General features: G+C 61.4%; 15 protein-coding genes and 2 pseudogenes. 8 read left to right on the plus strand and 9 right to left on the minus strand.

The features are described 5' to 3' along the window. Nucleotides 1–446: 446 nt before the first annotated feature. Nucleotides 447–1769, minus strand: a complete 1323-nt coding sequence (locus IVB27_RS14455) for a 2-hydroxycarboxylate transporter family protein (RefSeq protein WP_247444259.1) — start codon at nucleotides 1767–1769, stop codon at nucleotides 447–449. Between the two features lie 271 nt (nucleotides 1770–2040). After that, on the minus strand, nucleotides 2041–3567 hold the full coding sequence (locus tag IVB27_RS14460) for a porin (RefSeq protein WP_247444211.1): 1527 nt from the start codon (nucleotides 3565–3567) through the stop codon (nucleotides 2041–2043). Between the two features lie 420 nt (nucleotides 3568–3987). On the opposite strand from IVB27_RS14460, the gene IVB27_RS14465 reads away from it, so the two are divergent. From IVB27_RS14465 to IVB27_RS14475, 3 genes are read left to right on the plus strand one after another with little or no spacing between them, the layout of a single operon-like run. Next, nucleotides 3988–4677, plus strand: a complete 690-nt coding sequence (locus IVB27_RS14465) for a response regulator transcription factor (RefSeq protein WP_247444212.1) — start codon at nucleotides 3988–3990, stop codon at nucleotides 4675–4677. After that, nucleotides 4652–6034: a sensor histidine kinase gene (locus IVB27_RS14470; protein ID WP_247444213.1), complete on the plus strand. Its 1383-nt coding sequence runs from the start codon at nucleotides 4652–4654 to the stop codon at nucleotides 6032–6034. Before IVB27_RS14465 ends, IVB27_RS14470 begins: the two co-directional genes overlap by 26 nt. Beyond that, a complete protein-coding gene (locus tag IVB27_RS14475; RefSeq protein ID WP_247444214.1) occupies nucleotides 6034–7158 on the plus strand; it encodes an ABC transporter substrate-binding protein in 1125 nt (374 codons plus the stop codon). Before IVB27_RS14470 ends, IVB27_RS14475 begins: the two co-directional genes overlap by 1 nt. Before the next feature lie 75 nt (nucleotides 7159–7233). Here IVB27_RS14475 and IVB27_RS43595 read toward each other — a convergent pair. The 6 genes and pseudogenes from IVB27_RS43595 to IVB27_RS14510 form a co-directional block, all read right to left on the minus strand. Continuing rightward, nucleotides 7234–8867: pseudogene (locus IVB27_RS43595) on the minus strand (porin). A 227-nt stretch (nucleotides 8868–9094) separates the two neighbouring features. Then, nucleotides 9095–9613, minus strand: coding sequence for a hypothetical protein (locus IVB27_RS14490; RefSeq protein ID WP_247444216.1), 519 nt, complete (start codon nucleotides 9611–9613; stop codon nucleotides 9095–9097). Nucleotides 9614–9912: 299 nt separating this feature from the next. Continuing rightward, a complete protein-coding gene (locus IVB27_RS43600) occupies nucleotides 9913–10410 on the minus strand; it encodes a COG4705 family protein (protein WP_247444217.1) in 498 nt (165 codons plus the stop codon). Then, nucleotides 10346–10750: a hypothetical protein gene (locus IVB27_RS14500; RefSeq protein WP_247444218.1), complete on the minus strand. Its 405-nt coding sequence runs from the start codon at nucleotides 10748–10750 to the stop codon at nucleotides 10346–10348. Before IVB27_RS14500 ends, IVB27_RS43600 begins: the two co-directional genes overlap by 65 nt. A gap of 94 nt (nucleotides 10751–10844) precedes the next feature. Beyond that, on the minus strand, nucleotides 10845–12188 hold the full coding sequence (locus tag IVB27_RS14505; RefSeq protein WP_247444219.1) for a sensor histidine kinase: 1344 nt from the start codon (nucleotides 12186–12188) through the stop codon (nucleotides 10845–10847). Next, entirely contained in the window at nucleotides 12185–12838 is a 654-nt protein-coding gene (locus IVB27_RS14510; protein ID WP_256468373.1) for a response regulator transcription factor, read from the minus strand. Before IVB27_RS14510 ends, IVB27_RS14505 begins: the two co-directional genes overlap by 4 nt. A 206-nt stretch (nucleotides 12839–13044) precedes the next feature. Here IVB27_RS14510 and IVB27_RS14515 point away from each other — a divergent pair, with 206 nt between their 5' ends. The 5 genes and pseudogenes from IVB27_RS14515 to IVB27_RS14535 all read left to right on the plus strand — a co-directional run. Further along, complete coding sequence (locus tag IVB27_RS14515; protein ID WP_247444260.1) at nucleotides 13045–13827, plus strand: COG4705 family protein; 783 nt, start codon at nucleotides 13045–13047, stop codon at nucleotides 13825–13827. A gap of 58 nt (nucleotides 13828–13885) precedes the next feature. Further along, complete coding sequence (locus tag IVB27_RS14520; protein WP_247444221.1) at nucleotides 13886–14287, plus strand: hypothetical protein; 402 nt, start codon at nucleotides 13886–13888, stop codon at nucleotides 14285–14287. 230 nt (nucleotides 14288–14517) lie between these two features. After that, nucleotides 14518–15321 (plus strand): COG4705 family protein, encoded by an 804-nt coding sequence (locus IVB27_RS14525; RefSeq protein WP_247444222.1) that lies wholly within the window; start codon nucleotides 14518–14520, stop codon nucleotides 15319–15321. 116 nt (nucleotides 15322–15437) lie between these two features. After that, the gene (locus tag IVB27_RS14530; RefSeq protein WP_247444223.1) at nucleotides 15438–16142 is read left to right on the plus strand and encodes a transporter; all 705 of its coding nucleotides are present in this window, start codon (nucleotides 15438–15440) and stop codon (nucleotides 16140–16142) included. Nucleotides 16143–16335: 193 nt separating this feature from the next. Continuing rightward, nucleotides 16336–17053 (plus strand): annotated as a pseudogene (locus tag IVB27_RS14535) (EAL domain-containing protein); the annotation flags it as partial. Nucleotides 17054–17401: 348 nt separating this feature from the next. Here IVB27_RS14535 and IVB27_RS14540 read toward each other — a convergent pair. Further along, nucleotides 17402–20557, minus strand: coding sequence for a GAF domain-containing protein (locus IVB27_RS14540; protein ID WP_247444261.1), 3156 nt, complete (start codon nucleotides 20555–20557; stop codon nucleotides 17402–17404). Between the last annotated feature and the right edge of the window lie 14 nt (nucleotides 20558–20571).

Consider the following 20571-nt stretch of genomic DNA (forward strand, 5'->3'; position numbering starts at 1 on the left):
TGGTCGGCATCACGGCGCGCCCAAGCATGGAGACGCGCTGCTGGCCGGTCTGATCCGGTGCAAGCGCTGCGGCCGCAAGCTCACACTCCGGTACTCAGGTGTGTTTCGGCGTGGGGTCTCAGCCATGATCGGCGTGGGGGTCCCATCATCTGAATTCAATGAAATCAAGGGCCTGAAGGGGTCCCGACGACGCCGATGGGGTCAATTTTCGATCAGCATTCACAGTCCACCTCTTGCTTAAACAATAAGCTGACGAGATGATTGCCCGTGCCGATGCAGGGGTGCCGTAAAGACAGTCGGCCCGGGGCTTCGCGCCAAGGGGCGGAGCGGGTTGCCTACCCAAGACAGGCTTCCGCCGTTGGCCGATTGCAGAGCCACTTGCTGCTCCCCTGTTGCAGAGCTTCGAGTTGAGCAAATCGAACGTCATGCCGGTCGCAACCGTCGGCTCAGGCAATCCACCGTAACAGCACCAGAACGGCAGTCACGGTGATCGCGCCGCCGATCCGCGTGGCGATCTGGGCGAACGGCATCAGCTCCATGCGCTCTGCCGCGGTCAGGATGGCGACGTCGCCGGTGCCGCCCTGGCCGGAATGACAGGCGTTCACGATCGCGGTCTCGATAGGATACAAGTTCATCAGCCGGCCGATGATGGCGCCTGTGGCCATCAGCGTAAAGACGGTCGCGACGATGGTGACGACATTGGCGACCGTGAAGGCGGCCATCAGCTTCTCCCACGGCGTCAGCGAGACGCCGATCGCGAACAGCAAGGGATAGGTCATGCCGATCCGGACAAACCGGTAGACGACCAGCCCGCCCGACTGCAACCGCGGCGATACCGCGCTGACGAGCTTGGCAGCGACCGCGAGGAACAACATCGCAACCGGTGCCGGCAGGCCGATCAGATGAAACAGCATCACGCCCATGAGATAGAGCACGATCGCGGTCAGTCCGGCCGCGGCAATCGCCGTGATGTCGGATGAGGATGTCGTGTCCTCCGGCGGCTCCATGGCAGCCAGATCGAGCGCGTCATCGCCCGGCGGCTGGAGCCGCCCGTTGCCGGTGAGGTGCGGGTATTTCTTGCCGACATAGTTGAGCATGCCGGAGAACAGGATCGCGGTGAGGCTGCCCAGCATCACCGGCGGAAGCACCTGGGCGAAGAAGTCGCCCTGCGGCTGACCGAGGATGGCCGCATAGCCGATCGAGAGCGGGATCGCGCCCTCGCCGACACCGCCCGCCATGATCGGCACCACGATGAAGAAGAAGGTCTTGTAGGCGCCAAGTCCGAGCATCATGCCGACTGCCGTTCCGACGGCCGCCGCCGCGATCGAGCCGACGCCGAGCGGCACGAAGATCTTGAGAAAACCCTTGACCAGGACGTTGCGGTCCATCCCCAGGATGCTGCCGACGATGATGGCGGCGATGTAAACATAGAGGAAATTCGTGAACTTGGTGAAGTCGATGATCGACTTCTCGATCGGCGCCGGGATCAGGTGGTAATAGACCAGTGCGGACGGAATGAAGGTCGCAAAGATCGCCGCCGCGCCGATGTTGCGCAGGATCGGCAATCGCCTGCCGATCTCGGCGCAGGTAAAGCCGCCGAGAACCAGCACCGCAATCATGGTCGGCGCGTCAGGCTTGATCTGGCCCTGCAGCGTCAGAATGGCGAGGAGCACGACGAGGATCGCGTAGATCGGCAGGGAGATGATGCCGATCTTGTAATCCATCAAGCGCCACCAGCCATTTGGCCAGAACGATGTGGAACCAGACATGATCGCGGGCTCGCGATAGGTCGCGGTGTTGGCCTGAATGGCGTCTGACATGGCGTTCTCCCGTTCCATCAACTCTATTTTTTCTTCTGTACAGCTTCCCGTGCCGCGAGCCGAAAGGCCCGGTTACTACGGCTCAAGATGACCGACTGAGGGGCATCTCCCCCGGCATCTTCTGCAGCACGGTCCGCGTATGAATTCGCCGGCAGCATTGGAGCATCGTTCGCGGACGGTCGGAGACTTCGACCGTCCGCTGTTTGCTGGGGCTAGTCGCCTACCATTTGTAACGAACGCCGGTCACGACCTCGTCGGCCGACGTGTGCAGATGGGCCTGGCTCGCGCTGTATCCGCCCGTCGTCTTCAGATGATCGCCGGCAATGTAGACGTCGATGTTCGGGATCGGGTGGTACATGAACGAGGCGTAGGTGGTCATGCGCGTGCCGGTCCCGGTCGCGACCCCGCCCGTCGCATCCTTGAACGGCACCAGCGTATAGCCGGCGCCACTGATCGCGGCATTGTGGGCAAAGAAGTCCTGCCAACCGATTTCGGCGTCGTACAATTTCGAGGGGGTGACCTTTGCCGAGACGGTTACGACGTCGTCGTTGCGCGTGCCGAGTATCGCGCCCTGGTCGGCCGTGTAGCGGATGTAACCTGCATTCAGGCGAAGCAGGCCGCCGTCCCAATTGCCACCGGCGCCCCACGACTGGTGGGTGTGACCGACATTGGTTGTGCCGATCGTCGGGATCTCGAGCACGTTGGACTCGGTGTAGAAGCCCGACACGTGGAACTGTCCGGCATTGTAGCCGGCCGCCACAGCAGCGCTGCTGCCCTTGTCGAGACCTGCGCCGGGAATCGGCCCGCTGCCATTCGGCCCGCCCGGACCGTTGCCGTCGCCGAAATTATAGGCTGCGCCGAGATAAAGGCCGTTGTCGAACACCTTTTTCCAGACAAGGCCCTGATCGTATCTGGTGTCGCCCTGGCCGCCGGCACCGTTGCCGCCGCTGGTGTAGAAGATGAGCTGCTTGAAGTTGTTGACGTTGGTGAAGCCGCCTTCGTTGGTGCTGAGCGCAGAGGCACCGTAGGGATCACCCCAGATGTTGGCGACGTCGCGCGGCAGCGTGTTCTGACGACCGACGCTGAACTTGCCGAGCGTCGGGCTTTCGAAGCCGACCCACGCGTCGCGATTGAACAAGACGCCGGGCGTGTCCATGTTGCCGCTGGGCAGCTCGAATTCGCTTTCCATCCGCGCCAGCAGATTGAAACCGTATTCGGGGAAGACCGTCTGAGTGATGAAGATGCCCCAGCGGTTGCCGCTGAACCACGACGTGTTGAGGCCGACCGTCGAACGCCCGGCCTTGTCGACGTTCGTCACATAGCCCAGCGTTGGCTCGATGACGCCGTAAAGCAGCACGTCTGTGTTCTGGGTTTCGATGATGTGCACGGGCTGGCCGGTCTTGAAACTCTCCCAGGGACCAGCCTTGGTCGGGATCGGCCCGGCGGCTGGCGGCGGCGCTTCCGCCCTCGCTTCCTCCTTCTTCTCGACCTGCTTCAGCCGGTCGTTCAGCGCCTTGACCTTGGTCTTCTGCTCTTCCATGTCCGACAGGCGCTTGTTCAGCGCCCTTATCTCGGCCTTCAACTCGCTGAGGTCGTCCGCTTTCGCGGGCACCGTCGCAAGCCCGATCGCGGAGATGGCCGCCCCGATCAGCGCATAGCGGGCAATCGGGCTCAGGTCCGTCTTGTGGTGATCCAGCCTGGCTCTGCCGGACAGCCAGTGTTGGCGCAGTTGCGTCGTCAATTTCATGTCGCCCCCCCAAAGAGATTTTGTAAGCGGGGGAAAATTGGCGGTGACTGCTGTCAAAACCCTGTCATCTGGCGCGGGACGAAGAATGCCTGCGCGACAGATCTTCACCGTTGCAACTTCGTCACATGTATGCCGGCCTATGCGCCCCTTCGCACATGCACAATCAGAGCCGGCGAATTAGCCGAAAACGCCCGTGCGGATACGGCCACTGAGGCCGGGCCCTTGACCGCATCACTGATCCTGAAATACTCGTCCAGCCAATAACGAGCGCCAACCGCAATGGCGCCCCGGGCAATGACAAGCTCGGCACTCAAGCCGACCGACATACCGGACCATGTGAAAGATCAGCATCGGGCGACACCTGTGCCGGTCTCTGAGACACGTTTTTCCTGGGGGGATACGGCCTATGCACAACTTGTCATGCGCGCGCTTCTGATCGAAGACACAATCGATCTGGGCGCGGCGATCGCGGCGCGCCTTCGCGGCCAGGGTCATGCGGTCGAATGGCTGACCGATGGCGGCCTCGCCTCGCAGCGCGTTCAGGAAGATCCGTTCGATCTCATTATTCTCGATCTCACCTTGCCCGGCATGGACGGCGCCGACGTGCTCAAGCTTTTGCGCGGCCGGCGGATCAACACGCCGGTGCTTGTCATCACCGCGCGCAGCGAGATCGGCGACAAGATCGACCTGCTCGACATCGGCGCTGACGATTACCTGGTCAAGCCGTTCGACCTTCGCGAGCTCGAGGCGCGGATGCGAGCGGTGGTACGCCGGCACAGCGGCACACCGACCAGCCGGATCGAACTCGGCGACATCACGATCGACATCGCCGCGCAGTCGATCATTGCCGCCGGCCGCAAGGTCGAGCTGACGCGGCGCGAATTCCGCCTGTTGGAGTTGCTTGCGCTGAACGTCGGACAGGTTGTCCCGCGCGAGCGCCTGATGGACCAATTGTTCGGATATGAGAATGCCGTCAACCCGAACGCGCTCGAGCTCTACATCTCCCGGATCCGGCGGCGGCTGAAATCTTCCTCGCTCCGGATCGACACGGTATGGGGAACCGGCTATGTCGCGATGATCGACGATGCGCAGCCGTCAAAAGTCAATTAAGCGGGACATCGTTTTCGGAGCGATCTCGCTGCTCGCCGTTCTCGGCGTCGGGCTGTTCTTCTACATCCGCAACTTCTCGTTCGAGGCCGCCGACACCGCCTTCGACCGCGTACTTGCGGCCGCGGCACTTTCGATTGCGGACAACATCCGGGTCGACGACGGGCATCTCACCTTGGAGCTGCCGCTCGCTTCGCTGGAGATCCTGGGTGCATCGCGCGAGACCCGGGCGTTCTATGCGGTGCGGGCGCCCGACCACTCATTGATCACCGGCTACCCCAACCTGCCCGAACCGACGCCGACACGTGATCACAAACCGCATTTCGAGGACGCTATCTATACCGACGATCCCGTGAGGATTGGCAGCGTCCAGCGTTACATCGACTTTGGCGAGAAGTCCGGCTGGGTCAGCATCACGGTCGCGGAGACACGGGAGGCCCGTACGGAGCTTGCCGCCCTCATCGTGAAGAATTCACTCGCGCCGATGGCGTTGGCGGGTCTCGTGATCTGCCTCTTGATCTCGACTGGCCTGAAGCGAGCCTGGGCGCCGCTGGTCGCGCTCGAGAGCGAGCTGATCGGGCGATCGCCAACCGACCTCAACCCGATTCAGACATCGGTGCCGCGTGAGGTGAGCTCGCTGGTGTCGAGCCTGAACATCTTCATGCAGCGGCTCGACGGCGTCCTCAGCACCTTGCGCCGGGTCGCCGTGGATACCACGCACGAGGTGCGGACGCCGCTCGCCTCGATCCGAGCGCTCGCCGAAGTCGCTGCATCCGAGCGGGATGCGAGTGTCGTGCACAGCTATGTGCATCGTATTCATGCCAACGCAGTCGATGCCACACGAATTGTCAATCAGCTGCTGGCGGAAGCGGCCATCGCCCATCATATCGAGACCTCGGCCAATCCTGCTTGCGATTTTCTCGAACTCTACATGCAGGCGGTCGAGCGGCTTCCGAGCGGCGGCATGCGGCGCTGCCGGCTCGCCGATCTTTCGACGGCGCACGAGGACTTCCTGGTTCGCGGCGCGCCGCTAGCGTTCCGCGAGCTGATCGACAATCTGCTCGACAACGCGCTGAAATACGCCCCGGAGGGCATGATCGACGTCGATCTGCGCACGTCGACCGATGGATCGACCATTGAGTTCGAGGTAGCCGACCGCGGTCCCGGTATTCCCGATGACGAGAAGCCGATCGTGCTCGAACGCTTTCGCCGCGGCTCGAGCAGCGCGAGCGCCGCCGGGACCGGTCTCGGGCTCAACATCGCCAAGAGTGCCGCCGCTGCCGCCGGTGGCGATCTGTGCCTGCTCGACCGCCCGGGAGGCGGGCTCGTCGTCAAAGTAACCCTGCCCAGGACATCATGATGACTTGTCGTTCGGGACGCGTGCTATTGCGCAGCCCATGGTCGTTCGGACTGGCCGTGGTGCTTCTCCTCGCCCATTCACAGGGCTTTGCCGACCAGTCAAAATCCACGCACGAGCTGATCGTCTTTTCCGCGCCCTCGCCGGCCTCCGGTACGCTGCTCATTCACGGAACGGCAGACGTCGTGGCGATGGGTCCGGTCATTGAAGGCTTTCAAAAGGCGCACCCTGAAATCGAGGTTCGCTATCGCCTGTACGAGACCGTCCCGCTCTATCAGGAGGCCCTGACCGCAACCGACGATAAGCCCGCCGCCGACCTTCTGATCAGCTCGGCGATGGACCTCCAGGTCAAGCTTGCCAATGACGGACACATCCAGAAGGTTTCGGTCTCCGCCGCCGGGCTGCCGGACTGGGCCATTTGGCGGGACGAAATCTTCGGATTCACGCTCGAACCGGCCGTCATTGTCTACAACAAGGATGCGATCGAGCGCACCGAGGTGCCGAAGTCGCATCAGGATCTGATCCGGCTCCTGGAGGTTTCGCCGGAACGATTTCGCCGAAAGATCGCGACCTACGACATCGAGGTCAGCGGCGTCGGCTACCTGTTCGCGACCACCGAGTCCATGCTTTCGGCGAATTTCTGGCGCCTTGCGCACGCCCTCGGCGTCGCTGAGGCGCGGCTCTACTGCTGTACGCAGGATATGCTGGATTCGCTCGGCCGCGGCGATGCCGTGATCGCTTACGACGTGCTGGGCTCCTATGCGCTGCGCCAGGCGGAGGTGCAGCGAAACCTCGGTATCGTGCTGCCGGAGGACTATGTCGTGGCCGTGTCCCGCACCATCGTGATCCCGCGCAAGGCACGACATGCGGCTCTTGCCCGGACATTCGTCGAATATGCGCTCTCCGAAGCTGGCCAGACTGTGGTGTCAGATGCATTCGGTCTTTCAATTGCCGGCCTGGGCGCAGACCGCGAGCAGATGAAAGCTCGGTACCTCGCGGAAAAACCCGGCGTGCTCAATTTTCCGACGCTGGGGCTTCCGGCGCTGACCTATCTGGATGCTGTCAAGCGCGAGCAGTTCGTCAAGACCTGGCAGCGGATCGTATCACCGCAGAGCGGCGTGCCTTGACGCCGCTCTGCCTCGCGATGTTGCTCGCGGTGGCGAAGTGAAGCTGCAACAGCTCGTTCTTTCCAAGCTTCGAGTTCAGAAGTCGAAGGTCATACCAGTCGTGACCGCTTCGGCCTTGTTGCCGGAAACCACGTTGTTGTTGGCGTCGCGTCCGCAGACGGCGTAGCCGTGCCCACTGGCGCCGAGGCAGTAATGCGCGCCCGGTCCGTTGCGCAGATAGCTGCCCACCATGTACCAGCTCACGAACGGGCTGAAGTGGTACTTCACGCCAATCGCATACTGGTCGGCACTGGAGTCGACGGTGTTGAGCGCGAAGTCGGCGGCGCCCGCCGGGGCCGAGACCGGGACCCCGCCGACGGGATAGGCGTTGAGGACGCCTGTGCCCGGCGAGCCGGGCGAGGCATTGGCGTGGGCCCACGATGCGCTCACGTCCCATTTGTCGACCGTCTGGGTCGCGCTCAGGAAGTAGCCGTCGCGCGAACGCTCGTTGAAGGCGGCAATCGTATTCTGGCGGCGCATGATCTCGTAGATTCCGTAGAGCTGGAGGCTGCCGATCACGTCGTTGAACTTGTAGCCCCCGCCGACCTTTGCGGCCCATTCGTTTGCGATGCCGACCGCGCCCGCCGGAACGGTGAGAACGCCGCCATTGCTCAGAGCCGTCACCGCCTCGTCGCCGGTTCGATTGGTGCCTTCGTGAAGCTCGTAGGCGGCGATGCCCGTGAACCCACCGTTGTTGTAGGTTAGCGATGCGCTGTATAGATTGCCGTAGGAGCCGTCGGTGCAGCCTTCCGGCGCCGATGTGAGCGGGAAGCCGGAGCCACTGCCGCGGGACGACGTGGCCGGGCAGTTGAAATCGCCTAGCGCGTAGTCACTGTTGTCCTTTGCGGTGTTCTGTCCCGGCGAGATCATGACGGACGCCTGGAAACCGTTCCACACCGGCGATTCATACCATATCGCATGCGAGGCGCGCCAATCGAACTCGGCGCGGAGATCGCCGCCGGTGTTGCCCATGATCGAGTTGTAATCGCCAAGCATCGCCGAGAACGGATCGTCGCTTTCTTGTAGGGCGTGTCCGCCTTGCCGGCCTTGATGGTGCCCCAGGGGCTTTCCATGCCGAGGAAGCTGTCGCGGGTGCCGAACGCCGCGCGCTCGGTCGGAACGGCCGCGACTTCCACAAGGGATTCGAACTGCGCGATGGCCGCCCATCCCGGGTAGCCATAGGAATCGAGGTTGTGGCGCGCGCGAACTCCGAAATAAGTGAGATTGCTGGAGACACCAAACTTGGTGCCCTGGTCGTAGACGCCGGAATTGAAGATGTCACCCGAGAGATCGACATGGCCGTAGAGTGTCACGGTCGTGTTGTCGATGAATGGATTGGCGCCGGGCGCCTTGCTGTAGAGCGGAGCGCCGCCGATGCTGACAATGGTGTGCTCCGGTACCGGCGCCGGCGATGAGGCGACAGCCGCGTGAAGAACGGGATTGCCCTTGGGCGAGGCTGTTGCAGCGACCGCGACCGCAGCTTTCGGCTCATGGATGTGATTGACGCGTTCGCGAAGCTGCGCGTTCTCTTTCGCGAGCTTTGCGTTATTGCGCTCTAGCGCGTCAAGGCGCGCGACGACGTCATCAAGTGTTGCTGCTCGCGATGGTTGATTGAGAGCCGTTGCGCACAGGGCCGCGAAGCCTGTTCCAAGCAGGAAGGCCTTCCTCATTTCGTTTCCACTCTATGCCGCGGGCCGTCTGCCGCGCCCGGGATAAAGCGGAGCCTATTGTATGCCAGATGCCACATACAATATTCGCGATGGGGCCGCCTGCGCTTTCCCGCGGTGTGTGTCTAAATCGCAACTATTCCTGACAAAACATGTCGCGCGGCGATCCGCCGCATCGCGCTGTGCCCCAACATTCTAGGTCAAAAGATGAACAGCTTCCGCGACTTGGGTCAGTCGCCCCACGGCGTTTCGCCGCGCGCGAGACGGCTGGCGATGTCGGTCTGAAACACGGGCGGTCCGAACGCGAACCACTCCTCGCCAATCTGGTAGACGAGCAGCCGTCTGTTTTCCGCGCAGAATCGCGTCAGCCAATCCAGCGCCTTCTGCTTTGGCTGCTCACCGACAGGCACCACGACGTCAACAGGCAGGCCTCGCCAGAAGAAATTGGCAGCCAGCATGATCATGCTGGATTGATCCGGCCGCACCCAATTCGGCAGCGGGCTCGATTCGATCAGCCAGCCGCAGACGAATTCGCGGCAGGGATGCTGTGGGCGCTCGGGATAGAGTGAGCATCGGTATGCGACGCTGAACGGGCAGGGTTGCCCTTGCCCACCTTGTGACCGCGCACCTCGATCTGCAGCCAGCCATCGCAGCAGGCCGTGCAGCTTCCGCAAACTCTGGCGGCCGGCTGGCTCAAGGGTTAAGCCAATACGCCTGGATTGATCGCATCCCAATCGGTCCTCAGCCAAACCTGCTTCAATAAGCCAGCCAAGTCGCGGGCCCGCGCCGCGAAGACAAGCGCGCCTGACCATGCACTCCGAATGGATTTGGGTACATGTTGCGGGGGTCGCAGAGCTGGCAGCCATTTGGACCCCAAGGCTGTGTCGCGGCAATGCCGCACAGCGGCAGCGCCATTCGCTCCGCTACGTGGGGAGGCACGGGTTGCTGGCCGCTGTCACAATAACGCGCGCTTGCGGAATTGTCGCACAGCAGCACAAGCGCGAGCCCAATAAGCACGGATTTCATGTCATTTCTCCGGAGCATCATTCTAACACAGCCGAGGCGTTTTCAGAATGACCGCGTCTTCAAACTGAACTAGTCGAGCGCCTATTGTCCGGATGACGGCCGGGTCACTGCGGAATAAGAAACGGGCACGCGACGATGAAGATCGCAAGCACGGCCGATGCGAGTGGTCGGCTCCAGTTAAAGCCTCCCTCGCTAACCGGCTTGTCGAGGAAATCGCCCACCGGTGCGCCAAGGCGGACGCGTCAGGATGAAGGCGCAGAACAACGCAACGCGCGATACGTTTGCCGAATAACAAAGCACCGTCCCCACGGCGAGCGCAGCCAGGAAAATCAGCGTCGCCGTTATAACCCATCTTCCCGGTGTTGGCGGCCCAATCGCCGAGCGCCGTACCAAGTGTCTGGGAAAAACTAATAGCAGCCCAGTAGAAGTCCTCGACCCTCGGCGTGCTGACGATATCAACTGCGGTCGTGCCTTCGCTTGCGTACCAGAGCGCAAGAATCAGGAGCAGACACGCGATCAACAGCGTCGACCCACCCGTTTAACCGATGCCGAGCAAACGGTCGGCCAAATCGGCCATCGTGGTGCCAAAGGTGGTCGAAGCAATTGATCGTCGCCCAGTAGAGTAAGGGCTGGAACCTCCGGGCCGCCATCTGCACGATAATCAATGCGGCGAGCAGAGCGAAGAACAGGCCGGTGCCAGCGACGTGGCCATCCTTGCCACCGTGTCGTGCGATGCGCTTTCCCTTGGCATCCCACGCGTGATTCTCGCGGTCGACGACATCGTCGCGGCGGCAATCCGAGCAGGTCAGACAGGCCGTGATTGCGAATTGGGATTTTGAAGATGCCCAAAGCTCACTCATCCTCCTTCGCCTCCTTGATTGAGCAGGATCATTTCTCCGATGAGAACTAGCTGCGACTTAGCAGCCCGCCCGTTCCAGCGCCCCTTGGGCTTCTCTACTCGCCCGCGTCCCTGCTGGGTAATGCATCCGGATCGCCGGCAATGGGCAGCCGAACCGTGACACGCAGACCCGACCGGCCGGCGCCCGCGATGTTCTCAAGCGCGATTCCGCCGCCCAGGCTGCCGACAATGCGCTTCACGATGGACAAGCCAAGGCCGGTTCCTTCTCCCTCCGGGCGAGACCCCCGGAAAAACGGATCGAAGATTTGATCCATGTCGCCGGAAGCAATGCCGGGGCCGGTATCCTCAACCTGCAGGATCGCCACGTCGTCCTGTCGATAGATCCCGATATCGATCGTTCCGCCCCGGGGCGTGAAACGAAGCGCGTTATCGAGCAAATTGCGGATGATCGCCGCGAGCATCACCGGCTCGCTGCGCACCGTGAGAGGTTCGACAAGCACGAAGCCGAGATCGATGCCGCGGTCAAGCGCCTCCTGCAGCAGATCGGCCACGACCTCTTTCGCCACACAGTCTAGCGCTGCAAGCGGCATTTCGGCAGGGTCGGAGGGGGAAGCCTCATGCCGCGCCAGCGCGAGCAATTGCTCAAGGAGATGCTTGGTGCGATGCATACCGTGCTTGAGTGCGGCAACGCGCTCCCGCGCGACCTCGGGGAGCGCGACCGAATCAAGGTTTTCCGCCTGCAGGCTGAGCGCGGTGATCGGTGTGCGCAGCTCATGCGCTGCGTCGGCAACGAAGCGCCGGCGCTGTTCCATCAAGAGCCGCATACGCGCCAACAGTCCGTTGATCGAGGTGATGAACGGATGCAGCTCGCTAGGCGTCCCCTTAAGCGGCAGCGGAGTCATGTCATCGGCTCGCCTTGAATCGAGATCTCCGGCCAGCTGGATTATCGGGCGGAGCGAGTGCGCAATGACAAGCGCGGTGACCAGCATCAGGCAGGGAATCAGCGCGGCGATCGGAAGCAGCGTACGAAACGCCACATCGCGCGCGGTTTCGTCTCGAACAGTGGTCGGCTGCGCCACGGCGAACCGACTGCCGTCGGATCGCGTTCGCAGTAGCACCCGGACTGGTTGTTTCTTCCACGTCGCGACCTGCAGACCATCGGGCAGGTTGAAGAGCTGGCGATCCTCTGCCAAGCCTCGCGGCGTCTTTCCCAACTCGACGAGCCAGACCTCTGTGTCTTCCTCGACGCCGTGAAGAGGCTGGCCGCCGCTGAAACCGGCATTTTGGGCCAGGCTCGCAAGTTGGATCAGGATCGAGTCCTGCAGTTCGATGGCCTCGCCGAACGCCCAGCTATAGGCGAACATTCCGCCGATTGCACCGCTCACCAGTATGATTGCGGTCAGGCCGACGAACAGGCGCGCGCGCAGGGACCTGATCATGATGAGCGGTCCACCATCCAGCCGACTCCGCGCACGTTGCGGATCGCTGCGGCTCCGAGCTTCTTGCGGATGGTGTGGATGAGGTATTCAATGGCATTGCTCTCGACCTCTTCATTCCAACCGTAAATCTGCCGTTCGAGCTCGCTGCGCGACAGGACTCTGCCCGGCCGCGCAAGCAGCGCCTGCAGCAAAGCGAACTCGCGCGCGGTCAGCAGCGCGATCTGGTCGACAAACGACGCCTGCCGCGTTGCCGGGTCAAGGTTAAGCTTGCCGTTGCTCAAGAGCGGCGGGGAGCCGCTGCCCTCGCGGCGGAGCACCGCGCGCATCCGCGCCAGCAGTTCGCGAATTTCGAACGGTTTCACCAGATAGTCGTCCGCGCCGAGATCGAGGCCGTCGATCCGGTCGTCGACCGCATCCCGCGCGGTTACGATGATCACAGGGAGTTTCCGGCCCAGTGTGCGCAGGCGCCGAAGCACCTCGCGGCCGTCCGCCTTCGGCAGCCCAAGATCGAGCAGGCCCAACTCGTAAGATTCATTCTCCGCCGCGTGGACCGCCGTCTCGCCATCGGTGACCCAATCGACCGCATAGGCAGCGTCCTTGAGCGCCTGCTCGATGGCTGTGCCGATCATTCTGTCGTCCTCGATCAGCAGTCCTCACTCGGGAGTCCAGAATCGGACCTGCCTAATTCTTGTGCTTCAGACTTAGCGCAGACTTAGGCCGGGTCCGCCCGCAAGTTGACAAAAAAGTTAGCGTCGGCGCTGCAGGAAACTCCTCGTCCTAAGGCGCGCCTAAGTTGGCCGTGGCCAAACTTCCGACGTCGCTTGAGTGCAACTGGACTCGGGAGAGCCACATGTCCATGGCCGGGGAACTGCGCTTATCGCCGATGCTGAACAAGGTTCCGGAGGTCACGCTCATCTTCTGGACTATCAAAATCCTCTCGACCACCGTCGGTGAGACCGGCGCAGACTATCTCGCCGTGCATGTTGGTCTCGGCGCAACCCTGACCATGGCCTGCATGGCAAGTCTCCTGATCGCTGCGCTTGTCTTGCAGCTGCGCGCACGCCGCTATATTCCCTGGATCTATTGGCTCACCGTGGTTCTGGTCAGTATTGTCGGAACCCAAATTACAGACCTCATGAGCGACAAGCTCGAGATCAGCCTTTACGTAAGCACGGCGGTCTTCGCCTGTGCGCTCGCCGGAACCTTCGCGATCTGGTACCGCGTCGAGAACACGCTCTCGATCCGCACCATCGTGACCACCCGCCGCGAGCTGTTTTACTGGACAGCCATTCTCTTCACCTTTGCGCTCGGCACCGCGGCGGGCGACCTCGCTACCGAGGCGCTCGGGCTCGGTTTCCAGCTCGGCGTTCTCGCGTTCGGCGTGCTGATCGCGTTTATCGCCGTTTTCTACTCGCTCGGTGTCAACCCGGTACTGACCTTCTGGCTTGCTTACATTCTGACGCGCCCACTCGGCGCGTCGCTCGGTGACCTGCTGTCGCAGTCGCGTCATTACGGCGGATTCGGTCTCGGCACGATCCAGACCAGCCTGGTATTCCTGACCGTGATCATCGCGCTGGTCGCCTGGGTGACCTTCGAGGGGGATCGCAGCAAAGGTGTCCATCCGGCGGAGTTATCTTGAGCTTTTACCCAAGAGCCCGCGTGGATGGGGCACGGGGCGAGCCGTGAGGAGATTGTTCATGAAAAGAGTTCTTCTGGCAGCAGTGGCCGGCCTGCTCACGTGGGCCATTGGCGAGCCTATTCCTCCAGGCGGCGCCGCTTCGTTCCTGCCGACGGCCGAAGCCGGCGTATCCTCAAAGCTCGGTGACCTGTCGCCGTTCCGCAGCGTCGTGGTCGATGTTTCCGGGCTGATCGACAAGGGCGACCTCGCCGGCGCCAAGAACCGGATCAAGGATCTCGAGACGCAATGGGACGATGCGGAAGCTGCGCTAAAGCCGCGCGCCGCCGCCGACTGGCACACGCTCGACAAGGCGATCGACCGTGCGCTCGAGGCGTTGCAGGCAGCGTCGCCCGATACGACCAAATGCAAGCAGACGATCACTGACCTGCTGTCCGTCATGGACTCGGTCGGAAACAACTGAGGACGGCTGCGATGCTCTTTCGGCTGCGGCGCACAAGTGTTCCGGTGATGTTGCGGCAAGCGAGCCGCGATGCGATCTCCAGAACGCGATTTGCTGCTGTTGCCGAGCGGCAGAATTGCAGAAAATACATATTTTGTAGAGCGATCTTCTCGCGCGTCCGGCGTTGAGGCTCGACAAAAGAGTGCGCTTACAAGGCAAAACCAAAACCGTGGACGTTTGCTGGAGGTACAATGCCGAACGAAGACAATTTCGTGAGCAAGATCCCTGAGGTGACGCTCGGCTTCTGGGTGATCAAGATCCTCGCCACGACGCTCGGCGAAACGGGCGGAGATACTGTGACAATGAGCTGGCTGCACGCCGACCAGAATGCCCATAACGGGGGCTATTTGATTGGCACTGGCATATTCCTTGCCGTGTTTGTTGCGGCGGTGATCGCTCAAATCTCGACGAGAAGGTTCAACGCCTGGATTTACTGGATCGCCATCGTGGCCTCCACGACGGTGGGCACCGCCATGGCTGACTTTTTCGATCGCTCTTTGGGCATCGGCTACACAGGAGGCTCGTTGATTTTGTTGGCCTGCGTCTTGTGCTCGCTCGGGGCCTGGTACCTCACTCTCGGTTCGATAAACGTTCAGACGGTTGCAACGCCGAAAGTGGAAATCTTCTATTGGGTGACGATCACATTTTCGCAGACTCTCGGTACCGCTCTCGGAGACTGGACCGCGGACAGTACCGGATTGGGATATGACGGAGGCGCGCTCGTGTTCTGTGCAGGACTGATCATGCTGGCAGCTCTGTACTATTGGACGACAATCTCGCACGTGTTCCTGTTCTGGGCGGCTTTCATCTTGACGCGGCCGCTCGGTGCCACGGTCGGCGACTTTCTGGACAAGCCAAGGAGCCACGGCGGGCTGGCGCTCAGCCGTCCTCTCGCATCTGGGGTGATCTTCGCCACCATCGTCGTGCTTATCTTGGTCTTGCCGCAGAGACCGGGACGGCATCCCGGATCCAGCGTCGCAACACAGGCCCAGTGATGCTCAGATGGAGTGCTCGCCTTCTGGCGAGGACGTTCGCATTCCATACCCCGAGCAGATCGTTTGGCAGAGGATGTCGTTCAGTGCGCGTTCTGTTGGGTTGGCTAGGTGCTACAGTGCTGGTCCTGCTGGCGCGGCCGGCGGTCGCGGGTCCTCCCTTCGTGTCCGACGATCCCGAACCGACCGAATATCATCACTTCGAGATATACACATTCAACAGCGGGACGAATACACGCGACGGCGTAGATGGCGGGGCGGGCATAGATTTTAACTACGGTGCAGCGCCTGACCTTCAGCTCACAGCGACCTTGCCCGCGGGCTTCAGTCAATCTGCGGCCGGCGGCACTCATTTGGGGTTGAGCAACATAGAGCTTGCCGCAAAATACCGATTTCTGCATCAGGACAACCTCGGTCTGGACGTCGCCGTGTTTCCTCGCGTTTTTCTCCCCAGCGGTTCGAACACGATCGGCGACAACCATGCCTCGGTGCTTCTGCCGGTTTGGGTGCAAAAGGATTGGAAGGGCGGATGGTCCGCCTTCGGGGGCGGTGGATGCGTGTTTAGCGCTGTTCGCAGAGCAGATTTCTGTTTGGCGGGTGGTGTTCTCACATATCAACTAATGTCCAAGCTTCAGATCGGTGCGGAGCTTTTTCATCAGACCGCCAACTCTGCGGGCACGCCCGCGACAACCAGCCTCGGGGTAGGATGGCGCTATGATCTCAGCAGCAATTTCCATCTGCTCGGCTATGTGAGGCGAGGAGTTGAGAACGCGGAGCAAACGGATCGCTTTTCCTGGTACGCATCCGTTCTGTTCACCTTCTGAGGCTGCGTCGCGCACACGGCAACCGCCGAGACCATTTTCTTGCAGTGCACATCAACGCAAGTCTCTCTCTGTCCTGGACTCATCTTCCATGCCGGCTCTGGTGCCCGCCAGCTCTGTCCGGTAATGTAGATGTTGAGGCCGGATACCCGCGGCCGGAGCCGCGCCAGGGCCGGTAAAGGGAGTTTCATGCGCTTCCTTGTTGCGGTGGCGTCACCCGCAGCGCGGGTTGGTTCCGCCAGGCTTGTTCATTCCCATCGCGGAGGAGACTGGGGCGATCCAGCAGATTGGCGAATGGGTGTTGAGGCGGGCATGCGAGGAAGCCAGCAGCTGGACAAACCCGCTTGGCGTCGCCGTGAACGTCTCGGCGATGCAACTGCATAATCCTCAGTTCACGCAACTCGTTCACGAGATTCTCGTTCAAACCGGGCTGAAGCCGGGACGGCTCGAATTGGAGGTCACCCGAAACAGCGCTGATCCGCGATTTCAATCGCGCGCTGGCGACGCTGCGTCAACTTAAAGCGCTGGGCGTTCGTATCGCGATGGACGATTTTGGGACCGGCTATTCGTCGTTGTCGAACCTGCGGGCATTCCCGTTCGACAAGATCAAGATTGATGGTTCCTTCATCAAGTCGGTGGATGCCAACGAACAGGCTGCGACCATCGTTCGGGCGGTGCTCGGCATTGGGCGTGGGCTCAAGCTGCCAGTGCTGGCGGAAGGCGTTGAAACCCCTGAGGAGCTGGGCTTCCTGGGCGCCGAGCTGTGCGATCAAGTTCAGGGATATTTAGTCGGGAGGCCGGCCGACATAGCGGGTTTCCGCTACCTCACCCATACCGTGGAGAGTGCACGCGATCTCGCATTTCCCCTGCGCCATACTGGAGAGGGCGTTACGCTGAGAGTCGTCAATCGTTAAATGGGATAAGGTGCTCACAAGCCTTGCGCGTCGCTTGGCAAGGGACGACTCGGTTTCCCGGTGAACACCCATACGTGGTGCTCCTAGTCCGTGGCCGGGGTGCTATGAAATTTGCGAACGGCGCTTCGAAATTCATGGTGGTCGGGTCATAGGGACCGCAGAAGAGCACCAGCTCAGTTTCTTGGTCTTGATCGAGACGCGCGTCTTTCCCGCCATCATGTCCTGGAGGACCTTGTTGATGTCGGTCTTGGTGAGATCCTTATGCGATTGCGATGGTCGAGATGAACTTGGTTAAGCTGCGCCTTGCCTAGGAAGCAAATCGCGACTTGGAGCAGACACATTGTCGGCTCACAGCTCGTTACCCGAAGCATCTTTGACAGTGCTCGGTCCCGCGTCCAGCATATCTCGAACGCGCGTCGCCAATCCTTCAAACGTGAACGGCTTGCTGATGAGTTGTACGCCAGCATCCAGGCGTCCATGGTGAACGATGGCATTCCGCGAATACCCTGTCGTGAACAGCACCTGCAACCCGGGTCTCATTTGCTTCGCAAGGTCCGCCAACTCCCGTCCACTTCTGCCCGGCAGCACGACGTCGCTGAACAGCAGATCTATCCTTTCCGAAGTTCGCAGGATGCTCAGCGCAGCATCAGGGTGTTCCGCTTCCAGGACCTTATAGCCGAGTTCGACCAGCACTGAGACGCTGTATGCGCGCACCTCTGCATTGTCTTCGACGACCAGGATCACCTCCTCCGAATGGCCGCGCGGTGCGAGGCGCTCCTGAGTTTCGGTGCTTGAGGCCGTATTGCCATGATACCGCGGGAAGTACAGTTTCACGCTCGTGCCAACGCCCGGTTCGCTATACACGGTGACATGGCCGCCTGACTGTTTCACGAAGCCATAGACCATGCTGAGACCGAGGCCCGTACCCTTCCCGACCTCCTTGGTCGTGAAGAACGGTTCAAATGCCCGGTTCAGAGTCTCCTTGTCCATGCCGCTGCCGGTATCGCTTATTGACACCATGACATACTGGCCCGGCACCACTTCGGCGTCCGTGGCGGCGTATTGCTCGTCGAGAACGACATTGGCCGTCTCGATTGTCAGACGGCCGCCTTGTGGCATCGCGTCTCGGGAATTGATGCCAAGATTGAGAATTGCGCTCTCGACTTGGTTTGGATCGACATCCACCGTCCAAAGCCGGGGCGCCAGCACTCCCTCCAATTCAATGGTCTCGCCGAGGGTACGATGAAAGAGATCGGTCATCTTACGAATAATTAAGTTGAGATCGGAGGGCTGCGGGGTCAGAGGCTGCCGCCTTGAAAAGGCGAGAAGACGTGCTGTGAGGCTCGCGGCCCGCTGGGCACCTTGCAACGCCATTTCGACCGCCCGGCGAACGCGGATTTCGTCGCCAGGCTTGCTGCGCCGGATTGTATCGAGGCCGCCGATTATAACGGTCAGAAGGTTGTTGAAGTCGTGTGCGACCCCGCCAGTCAGCTGCCCGACTGCCTCCATCTTCTGGGCTTGGCGAAGAGCCTCTTCCGCCTTACCACGCTCGGCCATCTCTTCGGCAATGCGGTCTTCAAGGGTCGCGTTCAGCTGCTGCAACATCTCCTCAGCGGATTTTCGCTGCGCTATCTCTCTCTGCGACGCCTGAAATAGCCGAGCATTGTCGATGGCGATACTTGCTTGGCCGGCAAGGCCGGTCATGAGTTCTTCCGAGCGCGCGTTGAATACCCCCGGCTCCGGATGGCCGAAGAACAACCCCCCGAGCACTTCACCCGATCGTGAGCGAACGGGAACGGCGAGGTAGCTCCTGACGGGCAGATGGCCATCGGGCATGCCCTTGTACGGCGCGTTGTGCCCGTAGCGAGGGTCCTTCAAAATGTCATCCGATCGCACTGTTCCTTCCCCATTGAAGGTCGGGGCGAAGATGGCGGTGTTACGCGGCATCGGAAACTTGGAAAACGCCTCGCTCGGCGCGCCGGAAAGTGTGTAGAGTGTATAACTTTCACCGGCTTCGTTGACGACATTGTAGAAGAAGGCCCCGAAGGCAGCGCCAGTGAGCTGGACGCCGGCATCCGTCACGGTCTGTACGACATCGGCCAAATCGAGGTTCGCCGCAACCGAAGCGCCCGCGCGATTGAGTATCTGAAGCGCGCGGGTTTCTGCACGAAGTTCGTTCTCGGTTTGGCGAAGGACTTCCTCGGCCGATTTCCGCGCCGTGATGTCAAGAGCCGTCCCGATAGCTCGAATGCAGCGCTCTCCGTCGAATAGCCCCTTGCCCTTTGCCGCTACCCATCGAACCACCCCATCTTCCTTGCCGATCGTCCGGTATTCGACGTCATAAGTGGCGCGACGCTGAGGATCGAGAGCCGAGGCGAAGGCTTGGCTCGTCGCGTCGAGATCGTCAGGATGCAGCCCAGCATAGAAGTCCGTCATGCTGCAGGGCGCCCCCGGCGAGATTCCAAACATCGCTTTGGTACGGTCGCACCAGGTCAAGTGATCAGTGGTCAGATCCAAGTCCCAAATTCCAACATCGGCGGCCGAGATAGCCAAGCGAAACGATTCTTCATTGAAGGCCAGCTGCGCCTGACTCTGGACCTGATTGGTGACATCGTGTCCTTCGGCAAAAATGCCGGTTATGTCCCCATTCTCATCGGAGATCGGTTGGTAGATGAAGTCGAGGTAACGCCGCTCCAGCGGCCCGCGAGGTTCACGCCGGAGGTCGATTGCTGCGGACGTCGAAACGTAGGGTTCGCCGGTTGTGTAGGCCCTGTCCAAAATCTCAAAGAAGCCTTGCCCCTCCAGCTCTGGGAATACCTCGCGAACGGACCGCCCCAGAATGTTGCGCTGCCCGATCAGTCGAAAGTAGCTTTGATTGCAGAGTTCGAAGACGTGCTGGGGACCGCGCATGACCGCCATAAAGCCCGGAGCCTGCTCGAATAGCCGCTGCAGCGTGTCTCGCTCGCTTCCGAGCTTGCGGTTAAGCACCTCCACCGCGCGCCGCTCCCGGTTGAGCGCCTCGGTCTCGACGCGGAGCGCCCGTTCCGCGCCCGCCCTCTGCCAAGCGACGGCCACTTGGTTGGCGGCCATCGTGAGCGCCAAGAGCTCGGCCTGCGTTGGAAAGCTCCGCCGACTGCACACCGCGTCGAGACGGCCGGCGCCAGTCAATCCGATAGCAGTGCAAAATCCACGGAGACTTCCGTCAGTGCCGAGTTCGCCGGTTGCCGCCGCCCCTGGCTCCGGGAAGGCTGTCTGGAGGAGATGAGCCAGATCCTCAGGCTCGCCCTTTGGAAACCGGCTGACTTCTCGGATTTGGCCCCCCTCGGTGCGAAAGGACACCCGCACGCCGTCCAGATCAAGCACCTGCACCAGAGCATCGGCGAGGTTCGCCGCTATCCGTTCCTCGTCAGCGTTGACCCACATTGCCGGGAGAGAAGACAGCGCCGCCATGTCGCCGAGAGCGCGGCGCAATGCTCGCAGCTCCCGGTCGTCAAGTTGATCCACCTTGTTCAATATCC

Source organism: Bradyrhizobium sp. 197, from assembly GCF_023073375.1.
Lineage (GTDB): Bacteria > Pseudomonadota > Alphaproteobacteria > Rhizobiales > Xanthobacteraceae > Bradyrhizobium.

Coding starts and splice junctions, on each gene's coding strand:
- IVB27_RS14455 (WP_247444259.1), bottom strand. CDS start 1,769: ATGTCTGGTTCCACATCGTTCTGGCCAAATGGCTGGTGGCGCTTGATG.
- IVB27_RS14460 (WP_247444211.1), bottom strand. CDS start 3,567: ATGAAATTGACGACGCAACTGCGCCAACACTGGCTGTCCGGCAGAGCC.
- IVB27_RS14465 (WP_247444212.1), top strand. CDS start 3,988: ATGCGCGCGCTTCTGATCGAAGACACAATCGATCTGGGCGCGGCGATC.
- IVB27_RS14470 (WP_247444213.1), top strand. CDS start 4,652: ATGCGCAGCCGTCAAAAGTCAATTAAGCGGGACATCGTTTTCGGAGCG.
- IVB27_RS14475 (WP_247444214.1), top strand. CDS start 6,034: ATGACTTGTCGTTCGGGACGCGTGCTATTGCGCAGCCCATGGTCGTTC.
- IVB27_RS14500 (WP_247444218.1), bottom strand. CDS start 10,750: ATGAGTGAGCTTTGGGCATCTTCAAAATCCCAATTCGCAATCACGGCC.
- IVB27_RS14505 (WP_247444219.1), bottom strand. CDS start 12,188: ATGATCAGGTCCCTGCGCGCGCGCCTGTTCGTCGGCCTGACCGCAATC.
- IVB27_RS14515 (WP_247444260.1), top strand. CDS start 13,045: ATGGCCGGGGAACTGCGCTTATCGCCGATGCTGAACAAGGTTCCGGAG.
- IVB27_RS14520 (WP_247444221.1), top strand. CDS start 13,886: ATGAAAAGAGTTCTTCTGGCAGCAGTGGCCGGCCTGCTCACGTGGGCC.
- IVB27_RS14525 (WP_247444222.1), top strand. CDS start 14,518: ATGCCGAACGAAGACAATTTCGTGAGCAAGATCCCTGAGGTGACGCTC.